The organism is Peribacillus sp. NJ11 (assembly GCF_030348405.1).
In the GTDB taxonomy this organism is placed as follows: domain Bacteria; phylum Bacillota; class Bacilli; order Bacillales; family DSM-1321; genus Peribacillus.
The window spans coordinates 1,599,251-1,618,955 of the sequence record NZ_JAUCFO010000001.1; the positions used below are offsets into that span (position 1 = coordinate 1,599,251).

The window sequence follows — 19,705 nt, forward strand, 5'->3', positions numbered from 1 at the left end:
AATACGAGCTATGGCAAAGAAAATGCCTGATATCGGCGATTATAAATATGGCTTTGCGGATAAAGATGTTTCCATCTTCCGTTCAAAGCGTGGTCTGACAAAAGAAATCGTGGAAGAAATTTCTCGAATGAAGGATGAACCGCAATGGATGCTTGATTTCCGTTTGAAATCATTGGAGCATTTCTACAACATGCCAATGCCTCAATGGGGCGGCGACATGCAAAGCTTGAACTTTGATGAAATCACATATTATGTTAAACCATCAGAGAAATCAGAGAAATCCTGGGATGAAGTTCCTGATGAAATCAAACAGACTTTTGATAAATTGGGAATTCCTGAAGCTGAACAAAAATACCTTGCAGGCGTATCTGCTCAATATGAATCAGAAGTGGTTTACCATAGCATGAAAGTGGAATTGGAAGATATGGGTATCGTGTTTAAAGATACGGACTCAGCACTTCGTGAAAATGAAGATATCTTCCGTGAGCATTTTGGAAAAACGATTCCGCCGACTGACAATAAATTCTCGGCATTGAATTCAGCAGTTTGGTCAGGTGGATCTTTCATCTATGTACCAAAAGGCGTTAAAGTGGATACTCCGCTTCAAGCTTATTTCCGAATCAACTCTGAAAACATGGGTCAATTCGAACGTACGCTTATCATTGTTGATGAAGGCGCATCCGTTCACTATGTAGAAGGTTGTACAGCACCTGTTTATACAACTAACTCCCTTCATAGTGCGGTTGTTGAAATCGTCATTAAAAAAGATGCTTACTGCCGTTACACGACGATCCAAAACTGGGCAAACAACGTGTTTAACCTGGTTACGAAACGTGCGGTTTGTGAAGCAAACGCAACAATGGAATGGATTGATGGTAACATCGGTTCTAAATTGACAATGAAATATCCTGCTGTCATCTTAAAAGGTGAAGGCGCTCGCGGTATGACATTATCCATTGCCATTGCCGGTAAAGGCCAACACCAAGATGCTGGAGCTAAAATGATTCACCTAGCGCCAAATACATCTTCAACCATTGTATCAAAATCAATTTCTAAACAAGGCGGTAAAGTAACATACCGCGGTATCGTTCACTTCGGACGTAAGGCCGATGGGGCTCGTTCCAACATTGAATGTGATACATTAATCATGGATAATCAGTCTACTTCTGATACAATCCCTTACAACGAAATCTTGAATGACAACATTTCCCTTGAACACGAAGCGAAGGTTTCCAAAGTATCTGAGGAACAATTGTTCTACTTGATGAGCCGCGGAATTTCTGAGCAAGAAGCAACGGAAATGATCGTAATGGGCTTTATCGAACCATTTACAAAAGAACTTCCAATGGAATATGCGGTTGAAATGAACCGTCTGATCAAGTTCGAAATGGAAGGCTCCATCGGCTAATAACCGACTGGCCTGCCTGTAAGGCGATTTAGAATAACCATTCATACAAAAGCCTGCCGGGTCTGCCTGGCAGGCTTTTGTATTTGGAAAGTGATATATGACACTCTTATACCAAAGATTAAATATGGCTCAATAAGGGTAAAAAATAATAAAGGAAGAAGTCAGGAAATGGGGACTGTCCCGGGAGGAGTGATGGTGCAGATGATTTATGTTGGCGTGACAGGTTGGGGGGATCATGATAGTTTGTATCATGGCGGTGTGTCCCAACGTGAAAAACTCAAAGAGTATGGGGCTCATTTTCCCATTGTGGAGGTGGATGCCTCATTTTATGCAGTCCAGCCAAAGAGGAACAGTGAAAAGTGGGTATCAGAGACGCCGGCATCATTCAAGTTTGTCGTCAAAGCCTATCAAGGGATGACAGGACATCAGCGTGGGGAGATCCCGTTTGAAAGTAAGAAGGAAATGTTCAAGGCATTTCGCGACTCTCTGGAAGCTTATCAGAAGTCAGGGAAGCTCGCGATGGTCTTATTTCAGTTTCCGCCATGGTTTGATTGTAAGCGTGAAAACGTGAATTACCTGCGATGGTGCAAAGCTGAAATGGGCGATATTCCAGCTGCCATAGAATTTCGGAATCAAAGCTGGTACAGACCCAGCGTAGTCCAGCAAACTTTGGACTTTATCCAAGAGGAAGGCTGGATACATACTGTATGCGATGAGCCGCAGGCTGGAGAGGGATCCATTCCTGTCGTTCTGCATGCCACCGATAAAGATAAAACCCTGATACGCTTTCATGGCCGTAACCTGCATGGTTGGCAGAGACCTTCCTCGGGTGATGATTGGCGTGAGGTCAGGTACTTATACCGATATAATCATCAGGAATTGACTGAATGGGTGGAGAAAATCAGGATATTGGAAAAGGAATCCAAGGAGATATATGTCCTGTTCAATAATAACTCAGGCGGAGATGCCGCCGATAATGCCAAACAAATGATTGAGTTGCTTGGTATAGAATATGAAGGACTGGCTCCAAGGCAGCTTGGTTTGTTTTAAAAGACATTATATAATCAATAAAGAGAAGATGTGACAAGCTAGTAGAGGTGCCATCCTCACAAACAGGTAAAGGCGGATTTCTTCATGGTATGGTTAGTTTTAGTGGGTATCGGATTATTAGCGGGATCAATCGGCTCTCTTGTCGGTCTGGGCGGAGGCATCATCATTGTGCCTTCTCTTTTATATTTAGGTACTTCGACAAATATAATCGATGAGCTGACACCTCAGGTGGCCGTAGGTGTTTCAACCGTTATCATGATTTTCACCGGGTTATCTTCTACTTTATCTTATTTAAAACATAAAGTGGTGGATTATAAGGCCGGCTTAATCTTCTTTATAGGCAGTGCACCAGGTGGCATAATAGGGGCATATGTGAATAAAAACCTTAATGTCGAAGCTTTTTCATTGTACTTTGGGATTTTCATGGTTTTCATAGCTATCGTGTTATTAGTGAAGGACCGGTTGAAGCCAATGGTTTTCAAGCCTGGAAAAGGGAAAATGGTCAAAACGTATAAAACTGAAAATGGACATTCATTTTCTTATGGTTACCACCCCCTTATAGCTGTATTGATTACTTTTTTCGTGGGATTCAGCTCCGGGTTATTTGGGATTGGCGGCGGAGCCTTAATGGTTCCCGTAATGATGCTTCTTTTCTTCTTCCCTCCACATATGGCTGTAGCGACTTCGATGTTCATGGTATTTCTGTCTTCCATCACTAATTCGATTACGCATATTTCCCTTGGAAATGTAAATTGGCCATATGCTTTTGCCCTGATTCCGGGTGCATGGTTCGGTGCTAAATTGGGGGCATTCATCAATACGCGCCTAAAAAGCGCGTCGCTGGAAAATATGTTAAAAATAGTGCTGATAATCATTGGTTTACGTCTTATATACCAAGGTATTACAGGATAAACGAGGAGGAAAAATGATGTCAGAAATCATTCATTTATATCACACCAATGATCTCCATAGTCATTTTGAGAATTGGCCTCGTATTGATAAGTTTCTTAAAGAAAGAAGACAACTTCATCAAGATACGGGAGAAGAAGCGATCATACTTGATATAGGCGATCATGTAGACCGCTGGCATCCATATACAGAAGGTACGTTGGGTAAAGGGAATATTGAACTGCTGAATGAAGCAGGCTACCAATATGTGACCATCGGCAATAATGAAGGGATCACTTTACCTCATGACGCGTTAGACTCCTTATATGATCAAGCAAGGTTCAAAGTCTTGGCAGCCAATATTTATTACGGAAATAATGAAAGACCGGAGTGGGCGCTGCCATATTGGATACATACAACGGAAAAAGGCACTAAGATCGCCATGATAGGTTTGACAGCCTTTTTTCAAAAGTTTTATTCTGCGATGGGCTGGGAATTAACAGAACCATTCGCGGAGTTAAAGGCACAGCTTGAAAGGGTCAAAACAGAGGCGGATGTAATCATCATCCTTTCTCACCTGGGCATCCATGATGATGAGAGGATGGCAGAGGACTTTCCGGAGATTGACGTCATACTTGGTGCGCATACCCACCATATCCTTCACCAAGGGAAATTGATCAATGATACACTCCTATGCGCTGCGGGAAAATATGGTTTTTTTGTCGGGCAGGTGGAAATGACCGTCAATCAGGAAAAGAGAATTAGCCAGAAGAGTGCCATTCTATATGATACCAATGACTTTTCGGAATTAGAGGATGAACGGGCATGGATTGAAGCGATGTACCTGGCCGGAGGGGAAACGCTAAAACAGGTCGCAGTGGACTTGCCGGAAGCCTTGGACAATGATTGGTTCAAGGTAAGTGCTTTGACGGAAATCCTTGGAGAGGCCTTAAGGGAATGGAGTCAGGCGGATTGCACCTTTCTGAATGCTGGTCTTCTACTCGAGGGATTGCCGAAGGGACCAGTCACAAAAGGGGATATTCACAGAATCTGTCCACACCCCATCAATCCTTGCGTCGTTGAAGTAAATGGGAATGAATTAAAAGAAATCTTAATGCAATCGAGAAATGAGGAGTGGCCTCATATCCAAGTGAAAGGTTTCGGTTTCCGCGGAAAAATCATGGGAGTCATGCAATATGATCAAATTGAATTTAACGAAATGGAGAATGGAATCGTAAATGGGATTCTGATAAAAGGGGATAAACTGCAGGCAGATAAGTCCTATAAATTGGCTATACCTGATATGTTCACGTTTGGGAACTTTTTTCCAAGTATCCAGCGCTCCAATCGTAAGAAATACTTATTACCGGAATTCTTGCGGGATATCCTTTTATGGAAGTTGAAAAAAATGTATACGGACGCCTAACGCTAAATCACGGTTTCGCCTTTTTTTCATAAAGTATGGGGAAGAAAGGGGCGAAACCAATTGATTAGCATGATACCTATAATACTTGATAATCATACATTCCTAGCCATTACTGTCCGACTTCCCAAAACGAATTTACTTGCTGTCGCGTCCGAAAAAGGGTATATAATGTGCGGTGCGTTAGATGTAGGACTGTTGAATGATAAATTGAGAGATCGTAAAATCCTTGCAGGAAGGGCCACAGGAGTTAAATCGATTGAAGAGCTTTTGGAAGCGCCGCTTGAATCAGTTACCTGGGAGGCCGTGGAAAAGGGCATTCATCCAGGAATGATTGGTAAAGAAGCATTAATCAAGATGATTTGAAAAGGTAGGCTTTCTTTTATCAAGAAGGGGGGCCTTGTTTTTTACCAAAGATTTATTCAATAATTATTTTTAAACGGATTCATTTATCAAAATATTTTCCGATAATCCTTATAAAGGAAAGAAATGGTTCGATCTACAAATATTAAATGGGGAAATAGAGTACAAGAATGAGGCTAGCTATTACAAAGTCCCTAAGCCCTGGAGCCAGGCTCGGAAAAAACATCTATAATGAGCGGGGCCATAGCCTATTATGTGAAGGTCTTACATTAACTCAGAAAATGATCAATCGACTGGTGTCCCTTAATATTCCCTTTGTTTACATACAAGATTACAGGACGGATGACAATTAATGAAAAGAATCTCGAAATTCTTGGGCTGGGCGCGATTTTACATGATGTCGGCAAAATGCTCGTACCTTTGGAAATCCTTCGTAAACCCGGTCAGATCACGGAAAAGGAGTTTGAACAAATCCGAAAACATGCCGATTACGGATTTCACCTAATTAAAAATGTTCATACCGTTTCACTTTTAGTTGCAAATTGTGCCTATCAGCATCATGAAAGGTTGGATGGATCTGGATATCCACGTGGGATAAAAGGGGATGAAATCCACTATTTCGGCAAGATCATTGCCGTTGCCGATGTGTTTGATGCCGTGACATCCAATCGGGTTTACCGGAACGCCCTGCTGCCGCATCAGGGGTTGGAAGTACTTTATGCCGGAGTCGGGAGAAAGTTCGATAACACGATCATCGAGGCTTTCCGCAGGGCAGTCGCGATCTATCCAAATGGTTTATCCGTAGAATTGAATGATGGGAGAAAAGGGGTGGTATCAGCTCAAAATGAGGAGATAGGGGACTGCCCAATGATCAGGATACTTGAAGAAAATGGGGAACAGATAAAAGAGCCATATGAAGTGGACTTGAATAAAAACCTGCATTTGCTGATCATGAAATGTCTCAAAATACAAGAACCAGCCTAACCTCATGGATAAGCTGGTTTTATTATTCCTTGTTTTCCTTCATGATGGCAGGTGCCAACGAACCGTTTCCATTACTATAATAACTTGGTACATCACCTTCAATTAGCAAACTGCCGACTGTCACTTCCTGACTTACCTTGGTCTCCTTTGTGAAAGAGGGGATGACGATTTGAATATTGACATCAAAATCCACAATCAATTCATAATACACATTATTGATGCCTGCGTTTGTCAGTTTTGTCCTCAAATCCGATTCAACATTGCCGATGACTGACATTTTCACTGGGATTTCAGGTCCGTAGTTGGAAAGAAGGTTATTCCCGGTCACGACACCCAAGGGTATATAATAGACCACACTTTTATATTGTTCATCATTTATTTTGGCTGAACCCGTTTTAAAAGGATTTCCCTTTTTGATGCCAAGCTTCTTTTGAATATCCTTCGTAATGCTAGCTCGCAATTCGCTGTATATGACCGGATTGAAGCTATAGGAAGAACTGGAGTCCTTACTACCCTCGTTGTTGGTGATGATTTTGTTCATATCAACCTTGGCTATATTCTCATCAACCGATTCATGAATCGTTTCCGTTGCAATCCGTTTGATTTCATATTCGGCTACACTCATGATCACGGGTTCGATTGATTTATCAACGTACCAAAGAGTCATGATGCTGGTTATGATAAAAAGGATAAAGGAATAGAGAAATACTTTTCGGGTGGGAAGAGGCCCCTTCTTTCGGAATTTCTTTGTTCGAAATCTTTTTCGGAACACGCTTTAGCCCCCTTTACTAATACCTATGCATCAAGTTCAGGGGTTTATGTTCGAATCAAAAAAAAGCAGCGTAAAATTCATCGCCGCTTACTTTTTCTTTTTAGCTAAATCCTTCCTTTCCCACATTTTCAAATAAGGGTAAGGGTCAAAGCTCCATTCCGTGATTCCGTTGTCTTTGTACATTCCGTAATGAAGATGCGGAGGGAATTTCCCTGAAGTTCCCGGAGGGCCGTAACCTGTACTGCCAACACCTCCGATGACTTGCCCGGGCTCAACGATCTGTCCGACTTTCAATCCTTTGGCAAAACCGCTTAAATGAGCAAAGTAATGATACGTATTATTTAAATCCCGTATCCCGATCCGCCAACCGCCGAATTTATTCCAGCCTTTCATTTCGATGATTCCATAGCTCGTTGATCGAACGGGAAGGCTATAATCCGCAAATATATCAGTACCCTCATGGATTCTCCTTCCGCCCCATCCACGAGCGCTTCCCCATGTATTCAAATACGTATAATGAGTCCGTACTGGAACGGGGAAGGCCTTTTCCTGTAAATCCAGCCGGCCATATTTCTTATAAATCTCGGCATTGCCGATAATGATGCTGACGGCTTTATCTCGTTTATAATAATCCCACAAGCCGATCCGGATATTATCTTCATCTGCACCATAAGATTGAAGGTGCTTCGAAAAAGCATACAATCGATCGGTATCATTAGTGATATCAGCTTTGCCATCACCATTGCCATCCTGGCCAAGCCCATCAAAAAATGTGATCGTGAGCGGGTTCACGTCGTTTAAGTCAGGATTGAGGGCACCGCTCCACTTTGAAGGCTCGATGTGGATGCCTATTAAACCCTTTGCCGGCTCTAAATCTCTTCGTGCAGCCCTGAGGCTGTGCTCATATTGATCAGCTCCAGCAAGGTAATACCACGGGATTTGGACGGTAGCCTCCATATTTTTGTATAGCTCCATTCTCCCGGCATAAGCATCTGGAGTATCGGCAGCATTAGCCACTTGGCCTGGTGCATTCAAAATAAACAAACAAGTTAGGGTAAGAAGGAATAATTTTTTCAACGGGGCAGGCTCCTTTCATGTCACTCTCCGATTTATAAAGACATCAGTTATCCATCTTTTATAGTTTTGCTGATTTAGCTATAAACATGAAAAATAAATAATGGGAAACCAACTATAACTTGTATTAATGCTTTTTTATTGTTAAAGTAGGGTGTGTTAATTTCTATAGAATGGAGTGGCATTTTCATGTCTTCTACAAATAAAGAAATTCTTCGTAAACCAGATTGGTTAAAAATAAAGCTTAATACTAATGAAAATTACCTCGGTTTAAAAAATATGATGCGCGAAAAAAATCTTCATACTGTCTGTGAAGAGGCGAAATGTCCGAATATTCACGAATGCTGGGCAGTGAGAAGAACGGCTACATTCATGATCTTAGGTGAAATCTGTACAAGGGCTTGCCGTTTTTGTGCTGTTACAACCGGACGACCTAATGAATTGGACTGGGCTGAACCGGAGCGTGTTGCCGATTCCGTCGTATTGATGAATTTAAAGCATGTCGTCATTACAGCTGTTGCCCGTGATGATTTAAAAGATGGAGGCGCTGAAGTTTTCGCTGAAACGGTCCGTGCCATCCGACGCAAGAATCCATTTACATCGATTGAAGTATTGCCTTCGGATATGGGCGGGGTACATGAAAATATTAAGACTTTGATGGATGCTAAACCAGACATTCTGAACCATAATATAGAGACAGTCAGAAGTTTATCCGACCGTGTACGGGCTCAAGCCAAATACGAACGTTCATTGGAGCTTTTAAGAAGAGCCAAGGAACTGTATCCGGAGATTCCGACAAAGTCGAGTTTAATGGTTGGCCTTGGTGAAACGCGGGAGGAAATCCTTGAAACGATGGATGACCTAAGGGCCAATAATGTGGATATCATGACGATCGGCCAGTATTTGCAGCCGACTAAAAAGCATTTGAAGGTGCTGAAATACTATACGCCTGAGGAGTTTGCCGAATTGAAAGAACGTGCATTGGAAAAAGGCTTCAGCCATTGTGAATCCGGTCCGCTTGTCCGTTCTTCCTACCATGCGGACGAACAGGTTAATGCTGCGGCAAAACATAAGCAAACCAAAGGTGAAGAATTATTGAAATAGAGTGAAATAAAGGACCGAAAAAATTCGGTCCTTTCATTTTTAATTAACGGTTATCCATTTTTTGATGGATGTTATCGTGATGATCCCTTTTATCGTTAATCATTTCTCCATTTTCATTTTCCCCGTCACTCATTTTGTGTCCTTGAGGCGATTTCAGCATTCTTTTGATGGTTTGTTCAATCGTATAGTCGATCCCTTTGCTGCCGGATTTCAATGTAGCGAAATTCTCGACATCTTGGGCAAGGTTTTGATAATCATCACTAACATAGACATGATAGTAGCGAGGCACGACGGACATGGCAGTACGTTTAACTTGGTCTGCGGTTTCATTCCGATCCTTGGTATTGGTATCATATACGACAAGAACTTCCTCGTCGGTCACCAGAGTAGCCGCGTCATTGACATTTGGAATCTGAACACTCAGTTTTGAAATGACATCTGACAGTTGTTCACGGTCAATGGAAGCAGCCTTGTTGGAAATGTTACGGCCGTCAATGGTTGCACTATTTGTGCGGGTAAAACCGAAATCATCACTTTTGTTGTCATTATTACGGTAATCCTCGTCATAATATTGAGTTGGGTTATTTACGTTTGTTGGGTTGCCGGCATTGTTTTTTGCACCGAGCCCCTGATCCTCTTCTTTATCAGCACATCCAGTTAGTGCAATAATCGAACTTAAACCTATCGTTATTAGCGTTTTTTTCATCAATAACACCCCCATAACTTTAGGATGAACATATTTCTCTATTTTTCGCTTAGTAATTGATGGGGAATCAGTTATAATTTAAAGAAGGAATGTATTTATGAGAGGTGAAAATAATGATTAACATCAATAACATGACCTATGAAATAATCGAGGATGAACGGGAAGGCTATAACGAAGAAGCGTTTAAAGCCAGATACAGTGAGATTTTAACGAAGTATGATTATATAGTGGGGGATTGGGGTTACGGCCAATTGAGGCTGCGTGGATTTTTTGATGACTCTAATCAGAAAGCGACCTTCGATACAAAAATAAGCACGCTTAGTGAATATTTATATGAATACTGCAATTTTGGCTGTCCATATTTCGTCGTGAAGAAAATAAAGAAATAAGAAAGGCCAGGATTTACTCTGGCCCTCCATGTTAAGAGTTTCCATATCCTTTATAAGGAGACTGTTCATCTTTTTCTGGATCATCATGTGTCGGATGAGCTCCAGGATATTGTCGAGGTAAGTCTTCGTGCAAAGATTTATTTTCATAATTAAAGGCACTTTGATATCGTTGACCTTCCTGCCACGGGGTGTTTTTATTCTGAACTGGTGCATCTTTTGCTATGGATGATCCAAAAGGTCCTTCGGGAAATTCTTCAGGAATCAAATAATCCCGCTGTTTTTCGACATTGGAGAAATCGTGGTATATTTCCTCTTCTTTGCCCAAGGTAATCCCCCCTCATGTAATCGTACATTCAGTAGGTTATCCCGTTTAAGAAAAAAAACGTCGGCTTTCAGACGATTTCCATTAAAAAGTGACTTAGTTCTTCGGCTTCCGCTTCTGACAACTGAAAGGCATGCTCAAGATAGCCTTCCTCTTCTAAATCATCAGGTCCAATAATCGCGAAACGGTTACTCTGCATATTTAAGACAAGTTTCTTCCCATAAAAACGATCGGTTGTCGTAATGGCCAGATCGAATCTTGATTCCTCTCCCATGAAACTTATGAACCGGGTTTTTGAATCAACTACGTCATTGTATAAATAAAAACGATCTTCCATAGTATCATTCCCTTCTTATCTTCACATTTGTAGTTCCATCATAACAAAGTGCCTTCAATAGGGGAACAGACATTTTTCGGGTTCCCGTCAGGAGGAACTTCGTCACTCCTCATGGTTCCATAGGAAAGTCCGGCAATCATGCCGTCAGAGTTTTCATTGATTAAAGGAAAATTGTCAAGAATACAAATGGGACCGTAAATTTAGGTTTTTTTATGGCAATGCTTGCGTTTTTGCTGCTGTTTAATATAGGGATTGGTTCAAATGGCTGAAGGAATTGAGAGTAAGGGAGAAGCTATGGTATCATCAAGGAATAAGGTTGGTCCGGCACAGGGTTTTACCTATGCCGCTCATTCAACCAATGATTCCCTATATCATCTTAGATCAGAAAGGATCTGGAAAAAAATGTACTTTGTAGACCGCCAAAAGATTGAACAAATATTAGGTTTTCTTGAAAAGCAGCTTGGACTTTTTGAAGGGCATGATAATTGGGATGGAGACCTTTCGGAACTTATCGCTGAAAGGCTTATACATACTTCCATCGATTCCGTGTTGGATGTGGGAAATGCGGTAATTGATGGTTTTATTATGCGTGATCCGGGAAGTTATGAAGATATTATCGATATCCTTCAAGATGAAAAAGTCATTTCAGAAGAAAAAGCGATACAATTCAAAAAGGTTTTGCCGCTAAGGAAAATGCTGGTCCAGGACTTCATTGAAGTCGATCACAAAGAACTGCATGCTGTTTTCTCGGAAAATATCGAGGCATTCAAGCAATTCCCCGATTTGGTGAGGAACTATTTAACAAATGAATTGGGACCCGTATCAGCTTTTAAAAACTAGTAGCGTTAGGAAGGCGAATTCAAATGAAGTCGTATAAAGGATATTTGATTGACTTAGATGGCACCATGTATCGCGGAACTGAACAAATTGCGGAAGCGGCAGGGTTTATTAATGACCTAAGAAAAAGGGAGATCCCTTATTTATTCGTCACCAACAACTCATCCCGGACTCCGGCACAGGTAGCGGATAAATTGAGAAGCATCGGCATATCAACGGAAGATGATCAAGTTTTCACGACAAGCATGGCAACTGCCAATTACATAGCTGAACAAAAGCAAGATGCATCGGTCTATGTGGTGGGTGAAGAAGGCATCATCGAGGCTCTTAAGGAAAAAGGAATGAAGCTTGTGGATGAACATCCAGACTTTCTGGTAATGGGCATCGATCGCGGCGTCAATTATGAAAAGTTGTCAAAAGCCTGTCTTGCTGTCAGGAATGGCGCTGTTTTCATTTCGACCAATGGTGATATTGCCATTCCTACTGAACAAGGCCTTTTGCCGGGGAATGGTGCTTTGACCTCCGTTGTTTCCGTTTCGACTCAAGTACAGCCGATTTTCATCGGAAAACCTGAATCCGTCATAGTGGAGCAAGCTCTAAGAGTATTAGGGGTACCTAAAGAAGAGACGATCATGGTTGGCGATAACTATGATACGGATATCCTAGCCGGCATTAATGCAGGGATCGATACAATGCTTGTACATACTGGCGTAACGACCAAAGAACGCTTGAAACAATATAAGGAGCAGCCAACGTATGTGGTGGATACGCTCGACCTATGGCACTTCGAATGAAAAAACCAGGCCTGCGAAAGCAGTCCTGGTTTTTTTATGTCGTTTAATATCATAAGCTCACTATTCTGCATTTTCGGTTCTATGGGCAAGCCGGCTTGAAGCGGCAGCAGCAATTGCCCCAACGATATCGTCTAAAAAGGTGTTCACCTTACCTGTGCTTTTATCGTTTAGATATTTTAAGATACCTGGCTTTTGTTTATCGATGAAACCATAATTGGTAAAGCCGATGGATCCATATACATTCACAATTGAAAAAGCCAATATTTCATCGACCCCATATAGTCCTTCATCTATTTCAATGATGCTCAGTAGCGGCTCCTCGAGCAGTTTTTTCTCAGCTAGAATATCCAACTGAATGCCGGTAAGGATGGCATTTTGGACCTCGCGTTTTGAAAGGACCCGTTCGACATTGTGAAGGCAATCGGACATTTGGAGATTTTCATGGTATCCAGATTGTAAATACATGACAAGCTCAGCGATATCCTCCAATTTCACCCCTCGTTCAATTAGCCACCTACGAGCCGTTTTTTCAGACATTGATTGTTCAATATTAGCCATGTCATCACCCATTTCTCTATATTTTAAAGGGATAGTTCTATTGCCGGAAGTTTGATTTGATTAAAGTCAAAACCCATGAAAGGGATTTGGATTCGATTTTATAATAAGGTTTCGATAATCATTCAGAAAACGGGTTATTCCACATATATATAAGTATATGATGACCAATATTTCTATTATATCCATTTGATGAAGGGGGCCATTCCATGATAGAAGAAATCATTTTTAATAATTATGGTATACAGGTAGGTCATGAAGAAGCCAATAGCAGATTTCCAAGCTTCCGTTCAGGGAATATGGTTTACAGCATCGTTCCCATTGAAAATATGGAGCAGGAGGAATTAGTGGAACGGCATACAATGTCTCAACACATGATTTCACAAGGAGATCGTCACGTATCGGCTTTTGTTCTTGCCAATCATGGAAGTTATGTTTCGGAAGCGGATGAACAATTATTCATCCTTCTTGCCAATCAGGCATTGGAAGGTCCGAAAAATTTCAACCCAGGAAGACGTCTGGCAAGATTCCATCAGCGTGGGAGAAATATTAATGAAACGATTCGAACATGCTCAAGGATCGGTAAATGGAAAGAACTCTGGGAACAAAGGATCGATCAGTTAGAAAAGATTTGGCGGGATAAGCTCAATGCACATCCTGATAACCAGTTTGAAAAATTATTTATAGAAACCTTTCCCTATTATATGGTCCTGGGTGAAAATGCGATTCAATATTTAGTCGACACGGAAATTGATGATACCCCGCAAATTGTCGATAGTGGTACGGTATGTTATGAACGTTTTTTACATGATACGTGGAAAAGCAATAAATGGATGAAAAATCCGTTTGATTGGGTATTCGACCACGGAACAAGGGATGTCGCGGAATGGGTGAGGGAACACTATTTTCAAAATGTGCATACCCATCAGCGTGGCATTGGCCATTTCTTTCACGAATATCAAACCATAGAACCGTTCTCCAGCTTTTCAGCCCGGTTATTATATTCAAGGATGCTATTTCCCATTCATTACTTTGAAACAGTGGAAGAGTATTTTTCAAAAACGACGGAATCAAGGGCGAATGAACTGGAGGATAAAATATCTGCGATCACGAAATCCTCCCAACAATATGAGTCCTTCCTCAAACATTTTTATGAATTGGCGGAGGTGCCGGCCAAGCAATATGATTTGCCTAAAATTGACTGGATTTAGGTAAAAACGGAAAAGAAATATGATTCATCCTTACTTACTATGTTATGATGATAAAAAGATTTTTTAGAATAGTTAGATATTTGGTTATTACTACGGAAGGATGGGTCCATGAAAAGATTGATGATGGCCACCCTTTTAGTCCTTTTAATCATCCAACCGACAGATCTTACGAAAGCTGAAACGAAAACAAGCTGCGAAGCAACACAATTCAAGATTGTCATGAAGACTACTACGGATGTGAAGGAAAAGGCGTCGGCTGCGAGTAAAACATTAAAAACTTATAAGAAAAATAAAGAACTATCGGCAAGTGGTAGAACTGGAAACTGGTATAAGGTCTGTCATTCAAAAAAGACTGCATATATCAAGATGGCAGATGCAAAAGAGGTTTTCAGTTCCGGTGAAAAAGTCCTTCTGAAAAAATTCGATACGAGGAAAGGTGTTAATCAAGTTGTATCGGTGACAGGGAAATCCATGAGTGATACGAAGGTAGCGATCCAAACTTACGAGAAGAAACAGGGTGAATGGCGACGCGCATTAAAGAAGATGGAGGGCGTCATTGGGAAGAACGGCTTCACGAAGAGTAAAAAAGAGGGTGATGGAAAATCACCGGTTGGAATTTATTCCTTTGGTACGGCCTTTGGAAGCAAAACGAAGCCGCCCGGCGTGAAAATGAATTATAGGAAAACTACCAAATATGACTACTGGATTGATGATCGGACATCCAAGGATTATAACAAGTGGATAACCTATAAAGGAAATCCTTCAAGTAAATGGAAGTCTTTCGAAAGGATGAATCATGAACTCTATAGGTATGGGGCGATCATCAATTATAATACGAATCCCATCATAAAAGGAAAAGGAAGTGCAATCTTCCTTCATATATGGAGAGGGGAAACAAAGCCGACGGCAGGATGTACAGCAACTGCCGAAAAGAATGTCCTCAGTTTACTGAAATGGATGGATCCCGCGCAAAAGCCACATGTAGTAATGGGAACGAATGATTCATTAAAGAGCGCTGAGTAATAATCTTCAAAATGGTTTTCCCATAAAAAAATTAGCTTTAGCCGTTCTTACTCGTTCAAGGGATGGACAAAAAAAGTTCGTTCATCTATCTTTTCTAACTATTGATAATTATATGAATTAAACTTATAATGTCTACTATACAAATACAAATGTTTTCTACAGGTAAACAGTTTTTAAGGGGGAACCAAATATGAAAGCCATCTCGATCGGTTTATTGGGGTTAGGTACAGTTGGATCAGGAGTCGTACAAATCATTGAAAGTCATCAGGACAAGCTCATGCATCAAGTGGGCTGTTCCATATCCATTAAGAAGATACTGGTCAAGGACACGACTAAGGAGCGGCTTGTCGAGGTTGATAAAGATATGTTAACTGACAAACCTGAGGATATCCTTTCGAATCCCGAGATTGATGTTGTAATTGAAGTCATGGGTGGAATTGAAGAAACACGCGGTTATCTGATAGAAGCAATAAAAAATAAAAAGCATATCGTTACGGCCAATAAAGACCTAATGGCTCTATATGGACCGGAACTGTTGGAATTGGCCACCGAGAATCAATGTGATTTGTTCTATGAAGCAAGTGTTGCAGGGGGAATTCCGATTCTAAGAGGTCTTGTCGATGGATTATCTTCTGACCGCATCACGAAAATGATGGGAATCGTCAATGGGACGACAAACTTCATTTTAACGAAAATGAGCAAGGAAGGCAGAGCTTATGATGACGTATTGAAGGAAGCCCAGGAGCTGGGATTTGCTGAAGCGGATCCGACAGCAGATGTAGGGGGATTGGATGCAGCCCGTAAAATGGCGATACTATCCACACTCGGGTTCTCAATGAACATTGGCTTGAATGATGTTGAGGTACAGGGAATAACCGATATATCCGAAGAGGATTTGAGATATAGTAAAAAGCTTGGATATACGATGAAATTGATTGGCGTCGCTTCCAGGGCAGGGGATAGGGTCGAAGTAAGTGTCCAGCCTGCACTTCTTCCGGAAGCACATCCTTTAGCATCGGTAAATAATGAGTATAATGCGGTATACGTTTATGGGGAAGCTGTAGGGGAAACGATGTTTTACGGACCGGGAGCAGGAAGTCTTCCGACTGCGACTGCAGTCGTTTCGGATATGGTGACGGTCATCAAGAATATGAGGCTGGGCGTAAATGGCCGCAGTGCCGTTTCACCGCAGTACCCGAAACAATTAAAAGATGCCACTGAGATTTTCGCTAAGTTCTTCATTCGATTGCATGTTCAGGATGAAGTTGGCGTTTTAGCCAGAATCACGAATTTATTTGCCGAGCATGGGGTAGGATTCGATAAAATCCTTCAATTGCCGCTGGATGAAAAGGAATCTTCCGAAATCGTATTAGTTACGCATACAGCCACTTTGGCAGCATTTGAGCAAATTATACAGAAATTAAATGATTACAATATGGTAAGAGAAGTGAAAAGCACATATAGAGTTGAAGGAGAGGACATCAAATGAGCTGGCAAGGACTTATAAGCACATATAAAGATTTTTTACCTGTCAATGAAAATACACCTGCACTATCCCTGTTGGAGGGGAATACACCTTTAATCAGACTGAATCGATTATCCGAAGAGTGGGGAATCGACTTACATGTAAAATATGAAGGAGCTAATCCAACTGGGTCGTTTAAAGATCGCGGAATGGTCATGGCTGTCGCAAAAGCGATCGAAGCAGGTAGCGACACGATCATCTGTGCTTCTACTGGGAATACATCGGCAGCCGCAGCGGCTTATGCCGCCCGTGCCAACCTGCGCTGTATCGTTGTCATTCCAGAAGGTAAAATAGCCATGGGTAAGCTTGCACAAGCAGTTATGTACGGAGCAGAAATAATCTCTATCGAAGGGAACTTCGACCAGGCTTTAAAAATCGTCCGTTCACTTAGTGAGAGCTCACCGATCACCCTTGTGAATTCTGTCAACCCATACCGGATCGAAGGGCAGAAGACGGCGGCTTTCGAAATTTGTGATGCTCTAGGCTCTGCACCGGATATTTTGGCGCTTCCAGTCGGGAATGCAGGTAATATAACTGCTTACTGGAAAGGGTTTAAAGAATATAATGAATCGAAACAAACGGGCCTACCTGAAATGAGAGGGTTCGAAGCGGAGGGTGCGGCTGCAATTGTCAGGGATACCATTATTGAAAATCCCGAAACCATTGCAACAGCCATCCGGATTGGGAATCCTGCAAGTTGGAACTTTGCTGTCGAAGCGGCAAAAGAATCCCAAGGTAAAATTGATGAGGTGACAGACGAAGAAATTCTGGAAGCCTATCATTTCCTCGCTAAAAAAGAAGGGGTATTTGCAGAGCCAGCCTCATGTGCTTCCATTGCAGGCATCTATAAACAATTAAAAAGCGGTGAAATCAAAAAAGGAAGCAAGATTGTTGCGGTGTTGACTGGAAATGGATTGAAAGATCCGAATGTGGCAGTCGATACTAGCACGATTCAACCGACATTGTTGCCAATGGACGAAGAGGTCATATTAGAACATCTGCAGGGTGTGAAACAGGCATGAGTGCAGATTCCGAGATGTTCTTGATCCGTGTACCGGCGAGTACGGCCAACTTAGGACCAGGATTCGATTCCATCGGCTTGGCACTAGGACTTTACTTGGAAATACACGGATCTTCATCAGATCATTGGGAAGTCGTTCCACTATCAGAGGAAATGTCTGTTTTTCCAAGGGATGATCGTAATTTTATCGTTAAAGTTGCTAAGGAAACGGCGGCTTATTATGGAAAGGAACTATCCCCATGCCGGCTTTTCGTCTCTAGTGAAATTCCCCTGGCACGGGGTCTTGGAAGCAGTGCCTCCGCCATCGTAGCGGGGATTGAATTAGCGAACATCGTTGGTGAACTCCATTTATCCGTTGATGAAAAGAATAGGCATGCTTCCCTCTTTGAAGGGCATCCGGATAATGCAGGGGCATCTGTTTATGGTGGATTGGTAGTGGGCCTGCATACAGAGGAGAGAACGGATGTCGTGTCGTTTCCGATCGAGGGAGTTAAGGTGATTGCTGTCATTCCCAATTTTGAATTGCTTACTGAGGATTCAAGAAATGTCCTTCCTAATTCACTTTCCTATAAAGATGCGATAAGCGGAAGTGCAGCCGCAAATGTATTGCTTGCAGGAGTCTTATCGAAAGATTGGAAGCTTGTTGGTGAAATGATGCAAAGCGATCGATTCCATCAACCTTTTAGAGCGGGGTTAGTCCCTCATTTAGCACTTATAGAAGAGGTCGTCCTTAAAAAAGGTGGATTTGGTGCAGCCCTAAGCGGAGCAGGCCCCACTGTATTATGCTTGGCATCCGCAGAAAAATGCGAAAGTGTGCTCACTGGATTGAAGGAAAAATTTCCGGAATATCTTGCGAAAGAATTGGAAATAGATAATGTTGGCAGTTATACGGCAATCCTTTCAGAACAGGAAAAAAAGGAATTGAAATTTTTGAAATCGTGAGCCGCATTTCATTTACTTTCCATATAAAAAAGCTGACTCGCGTCAAGCCGTATCAATTCATTTGATAGGGCAAAAGCCGAGTCAGCTTTATTTTTTACTACAGTCCAGGAAAAGTTCCGGCCTGCATGAAAAAAGGTTGAACGTGTATAGATGAAGTGATCCTTCATCCATACGCTGCATGTTATTTAAAGGGCTATTAGAAAACTTGTTCTACTTCCACTACACCAGGAACTTCTTCAAGAAGGGCACGCTCAATCCCAGCTTTTAGCGTAATGGTCGAACTAGGACAGCTTCCGCAGGCTCCTAGTAATCGTAATTTTACAATTCCATCTTCTACGTCAACTAGTTCACAGTCACCGCCATCACGAAGAAGAAACGGACGAAGTTTATCTAGGACTTCTTGAACTTGAACTTCCATTGTTTGTTCAGACATTGCAATCGACTCCTTTCCTAATCATATTATAAAGCGAAGGTAGTAAAAAATCCAACTGTAACTTTGCGGAAATATAATCTATATTATTCTGGTATGATGGAAATAGGTGAAGTTTTTAAACATTATTCAAAATGAAGCAGAAATACTAAAATGAAGGAGGAAGAGTATGGTAATGAAAGAAATTGAGATAGAAGTGTATGGAGCGGAGCAAATTTGCGCGAGTTGTGTGAATCTCCCATCTTCAAAAGATACCTGTGAGTGGCTTGAAGCCGCTTTAACGAGAAAGTTTCCTGAGCAGAAATTCAAAATATCCTATATAGATATGTATAATCCCCCAGAAACGCTTAAGCAAAAGAACTTTGCCGCGAAGATGATCGAAGAAGATTTATTTTATCCACTGGTCCTCATCGAAGGTGAGATCATTGCAGAAGGAAATGTGCGTCTCAAAAAAGTGGTGGAAACGATGGAAAAATACGGATACACTATATAATGGAAGAAATTAAAAAACCGACCCATAATGAGCTGCTCGCAGCTCCATGGGCCA

Annotated in this window: 23 protein-coding genes; 16 read left to right on the forward strand and 7 right to left on the reverse strand. The window is 41.7% G+C overall.

Annotation, left to right across the window (positions count from 1 at the left end; genetic code table 11):
- Nucleotides 1-10 precede the first annotated feature (10 nt).
- The 6 genes from sufB (at nt 11) to QUF86_RS07820 (ending at nt 6,116) form a co-directional block, all read left to right on the forward strand.
- Nucleotides 11-1,408 (forward strand): Fe-S cluster assembly protein SufB, encoded by a 1,398-nt coding sequence (gene sufB, locus QUF86_RS07795; RefSeq protein ID WP_289314496.1) that lies wholly within the window; start codon nt 11-13, stop codon nt 1,406-1,408.
- A 201-nt stretch (nt 1,409-1,609) separates the two neighbouring features.
- A complete protein-coding gene (locus QUF86_RS07800) occupies nt 1,610-2,458 on the forward strand; it encodes a DUF72 domain-containing protein (protein ID WP_289336196.1) in 849 nt (282 codons plus the stop codon).
- 84 nt (nt 2,459-2,542) lie between these two features.
- Nucleotides 2,543-3,370, forward strand: coding sequence for a sulfite exporter TauE/SafE family protein (locus QUF86_RS07805; protein WP_289333974.1), 828 nt, complete (start codon nt 2,543-2,545; stop codon nt 3,368-3,370).
- Nucleotides 3,371-3,386: 16 nt separating this feature from the next.
- Entirely contained in the window at nt 3,387-4,772 is a 1,386-nt protein-coding gene (locus QUF86_RS07810; RefSeq protein WP_289333975.1) for a bifunctional metallophosphatase/5'-nucleotidase, read from the forward strand.
- A 69-nt stretch (nt 4,773-4,841) separates the two neighbouring features.
- Entirely contained in the window at nt 4,842-5,135 is a 294-nt protein-coding gene (locus QUF86_RS07815; RefSeq protein WP_421156794.1) for a YunC family protein, read from the forward strand.
- A gap of 339 nt (nt 5,136-5,474) precedes the next feature.
- Nucleotides 5,475-6,116 carry an HD-GYP domain-containing protein gene (locus QUF86_RS07820; RefSeq protein ID WP_353957651.1) on the forward strand — a complete coding sequence of 214 codons (642 nt, stop codon included), beginning with the start codon at nt 5,475-5,477 and terminating at the stop codon, nt 6,114-6,116.
- Nucleotides 6,117-6,138: 22 nt separating this feature from the next.
- Here QUF86_RS07820 and yunB read toward each other — a convergent pair whose 3' ends face one another.
- Together yunB and QUF86_RS07830 are read right to left on the reverse strand one after the other, a co-directional pair.
- Complete coding sequence (yunB, locus tag QUF86_RS07825; RefSeq protein ID WP_289314500.1) at nt 6,139-6,888, reverse strand: sporulation protein YunB; 750 nt, start codon at nt 6,886-6,888, stop codon at nt 6,139-6,141.
- Between the two features lie 87 nt (nt 6,889-6,975).
- Nucleotides 6,976-7,965 (reverse strand): M23 family metallopeptidase, encoded by a 990-nt coding sequence (locus tag QUF86_RS07830; RefSeq protein WP_483313631.1) that lies wholly within the window; start codon nt 7,963-7,965, stop codon nt 6,976-6,978.
- Between the two features lie 186 nt (nt 7,966-8,151).
- Here QUF86_RS07830 and lipA point away from each other — a divergent pair, with 186 nt between their 5' ends.
- On the forward strand, nt 8,152-9,066 hold the full coding sequence (gene lipA, locus QUF86_RS07835) for a lipoyl synthase (RefSeq protein ID WP_125162574.1): 915 nt from the start codon (nt 8,152-8,154) through the stop codon (nt 9,064-9,066).
- Between the two features lie 43 nt (nt 9,067-9,109).
- Here lipA and QUF86_RS07840 read toward each other — a convergent pair whose 3' ends face one another.
- Nucleotides 9,110-9,772, reverse strand: a complete 663-nt coding sequence (locus tag QUF86_RS07840) for a YhcN/YlaJ family sporulation lipoprotein (RefSeq protein WP_289333977.1) — start codon at nt 9,770-9,772, stop codon at nt 9,110-9,112.
- A gap of 113 nt (nt 9,773-9,885) precedes the next feature.
- Here QUF86_RS07840 and QUF86_RS07845 point away from each other — a divergent pair, with 113 nt between their 5' ends.
- The gene (locus QUF86_RS07845; RefSeq protein ID WP_034310177.1) at nt 9,886-10,161 is read left to right on the forward strand and encodes a YutD family protein; all 276 of its coding nucleotides are present in this window, start codon (nt 9,886-9,888) and stop codon (nt 10,159-10,161) included.
- 31 nt (nt 10,162-10,192) lie between these two features.
- On the opposite strand, the gene QUF86_RS07850 is transcribed toward QUF86_RS07845, so the two are convergent.
- Together QUF86_RS07850 and QUF86_RS07855 are read right to left on the reverse strand one after the other, a co-directional pair.
- Nucleotides 10,193-10,486 (reverse strand): cytosolic protein, encoded by a 294-nt coding sequence (locus QUF86_RS07850; protein WP_289314503.1) that lies wholly within the window; start codon nt 10,484-10,486, stop codon nt 10,193-10,195.
- A gap of 67 nt (nt 10,487-10,553) precedes the next feature.
- Entirely contained in the window at nt 10,554-10,820 is a 267-nt protein-coding gene (locus tag QUF86_RS07855) for a DUF3055 domain-containing protein (protein WP_061465473.1), read from the reverse strand.
- 261 nt (nt 10,821-11,081) lie between these two features.
- On the opposite strand from QUF86_RS07855, the gene QUF86_RS07860 reads away from it, so the two are divergent.
- Together QUF86_RS07860 and QUF86_RS07865 are read left to right on the forward strand one after the other, a co-directional pair.
- Entirely contained in the window at nt 11,082-11,660 is a 579-nt protein-coding gene (locus tag QUF86_RS07860) for a DUF86 domain-containing protein (protein ID WP_353957652.1), read from the forward strand.
- A 23-nt stretch (nt 11,661-11,683) separates the two neighbouring features.
- A complete protein-coding gene (locus tag QUF86_RS07865) occupies nt 11,684-12,451 on the forward strand; it encodes a TIGR01457 family HAD-type hydrolase (RefSeq protein ID WP_289314504.1) in 768 nt (255 codons plus the stop codon).
- Nucleotides 12,452-12,511: 60 nt separating this feature from the next.
- Here QUF86_RS07865 and QUF86_RS07870 read toward each other — a convergent pair whose 3' ends face one another.
- Complete coding sequence (locus tag QUF86_RS07870) at nt 12,512-13,009, reverse strand: phosphatidylglycerophosphatase A family protein (RefSeq protein WP_063234039.1); 498 nt, start codon at nt 13,007-13,009, stop codon at nt 12,512-12,514.
- 206 nt (nt 13,010-13,215) lie between these two features.
- On the opposite strand from QUF86_RS07870, the gene yutH reads away from it, so the two are divergent.
- From yutH to thrB, 5 genes are all read left to right on the forward strand, one after another.
- Complete coding sequence (gene yutH / locus QUF86_RS07875) at nt 13,216-14,217, forward strand: spore coat putative kinase YutH (protein ID WP_289333978.1); 1,002 nt, start codon at nt 13,216-13,218, stop codon at nt 14,215-14,217.
- A 108-nt stretch (nt 14,218-14,325) separates the two neighbouring features.
- Entirely contained in the window at nt 14,326-15,240 is a 915-nt protein-coding gene (locus tag QUF86_RS07880) for a L,D-transpeptidase family protein (protein ID WP_289333979.1), read from the forward strand.
- 190 nt (nt 15,241-15,430) lie between these two features.
- Nucleotides 15,431-16,729, forward strand: a complete 1,299-nt coding sequence (locus QUF86_RS07885; RefSeq protein WP_289314507.1) for a homoserine dehydrogenase — start codon at nt 15,431-15,433, stop codon at nt 16,727-16,729.
- The gene (gene thrC, locus QUF86_RS07890) at nt 16,726-17,787 is read left to right on the forward strand and encodes a threonine synthase (protein WP_289333980.1); all 1,062 of its coding nucleotides are present in this window, start codon (nt 16,726-16,728) and stop codon (nt 17,785-17,787) included. The genes QUF86_RS07885 and thrC overlap by 4 nt, the downstream gene beginning before the upstream one ends.
- Nucleotides 17,784-18,728, forward strand: coding sequence for a homoserine kinase (gene thrB / locus QUF86_RS07895; RefSeq protein WP_289333981.1), 945 nt, complete (start codon nt 17,784-17,786; stop codon nt 18,726-18,728). Before thrC ends, thrB begins: the two co-directional genes overlap by 4 nt.
- Before the next feature lie 196 nt (nt 18,729-18,924).
- On the opposite strand, the gene QUF86_RS07900 is transcribed toward thrB, so the two are convergent.
- A complete protein-coding gene (locus tag QUF86_RS07900; protein WP_034310199.1) occupies nt 18,925-19,161 on the reverse strand; it encodes a NifU family protein in 237 nt (78 codons plus the stop codon).
- Between the two features lie 166 nt (nt 19,162-19,327).
- On the opposite strand from QUF86_RS07900, the gene QUF86_RS07905 reads away from it, so the two are divergent.
- A complete protein-coding gene (locus tag QUF86_RS07905; protein WP_289333982.1) occupies nt 19,328-19,651 on the forward strand; it encodes a YuzD family protein in 324 nt (107 codons plus the stop codon).
- Nucleotides 19,652-19,705 lie beyond the last annotated feature (54 nt).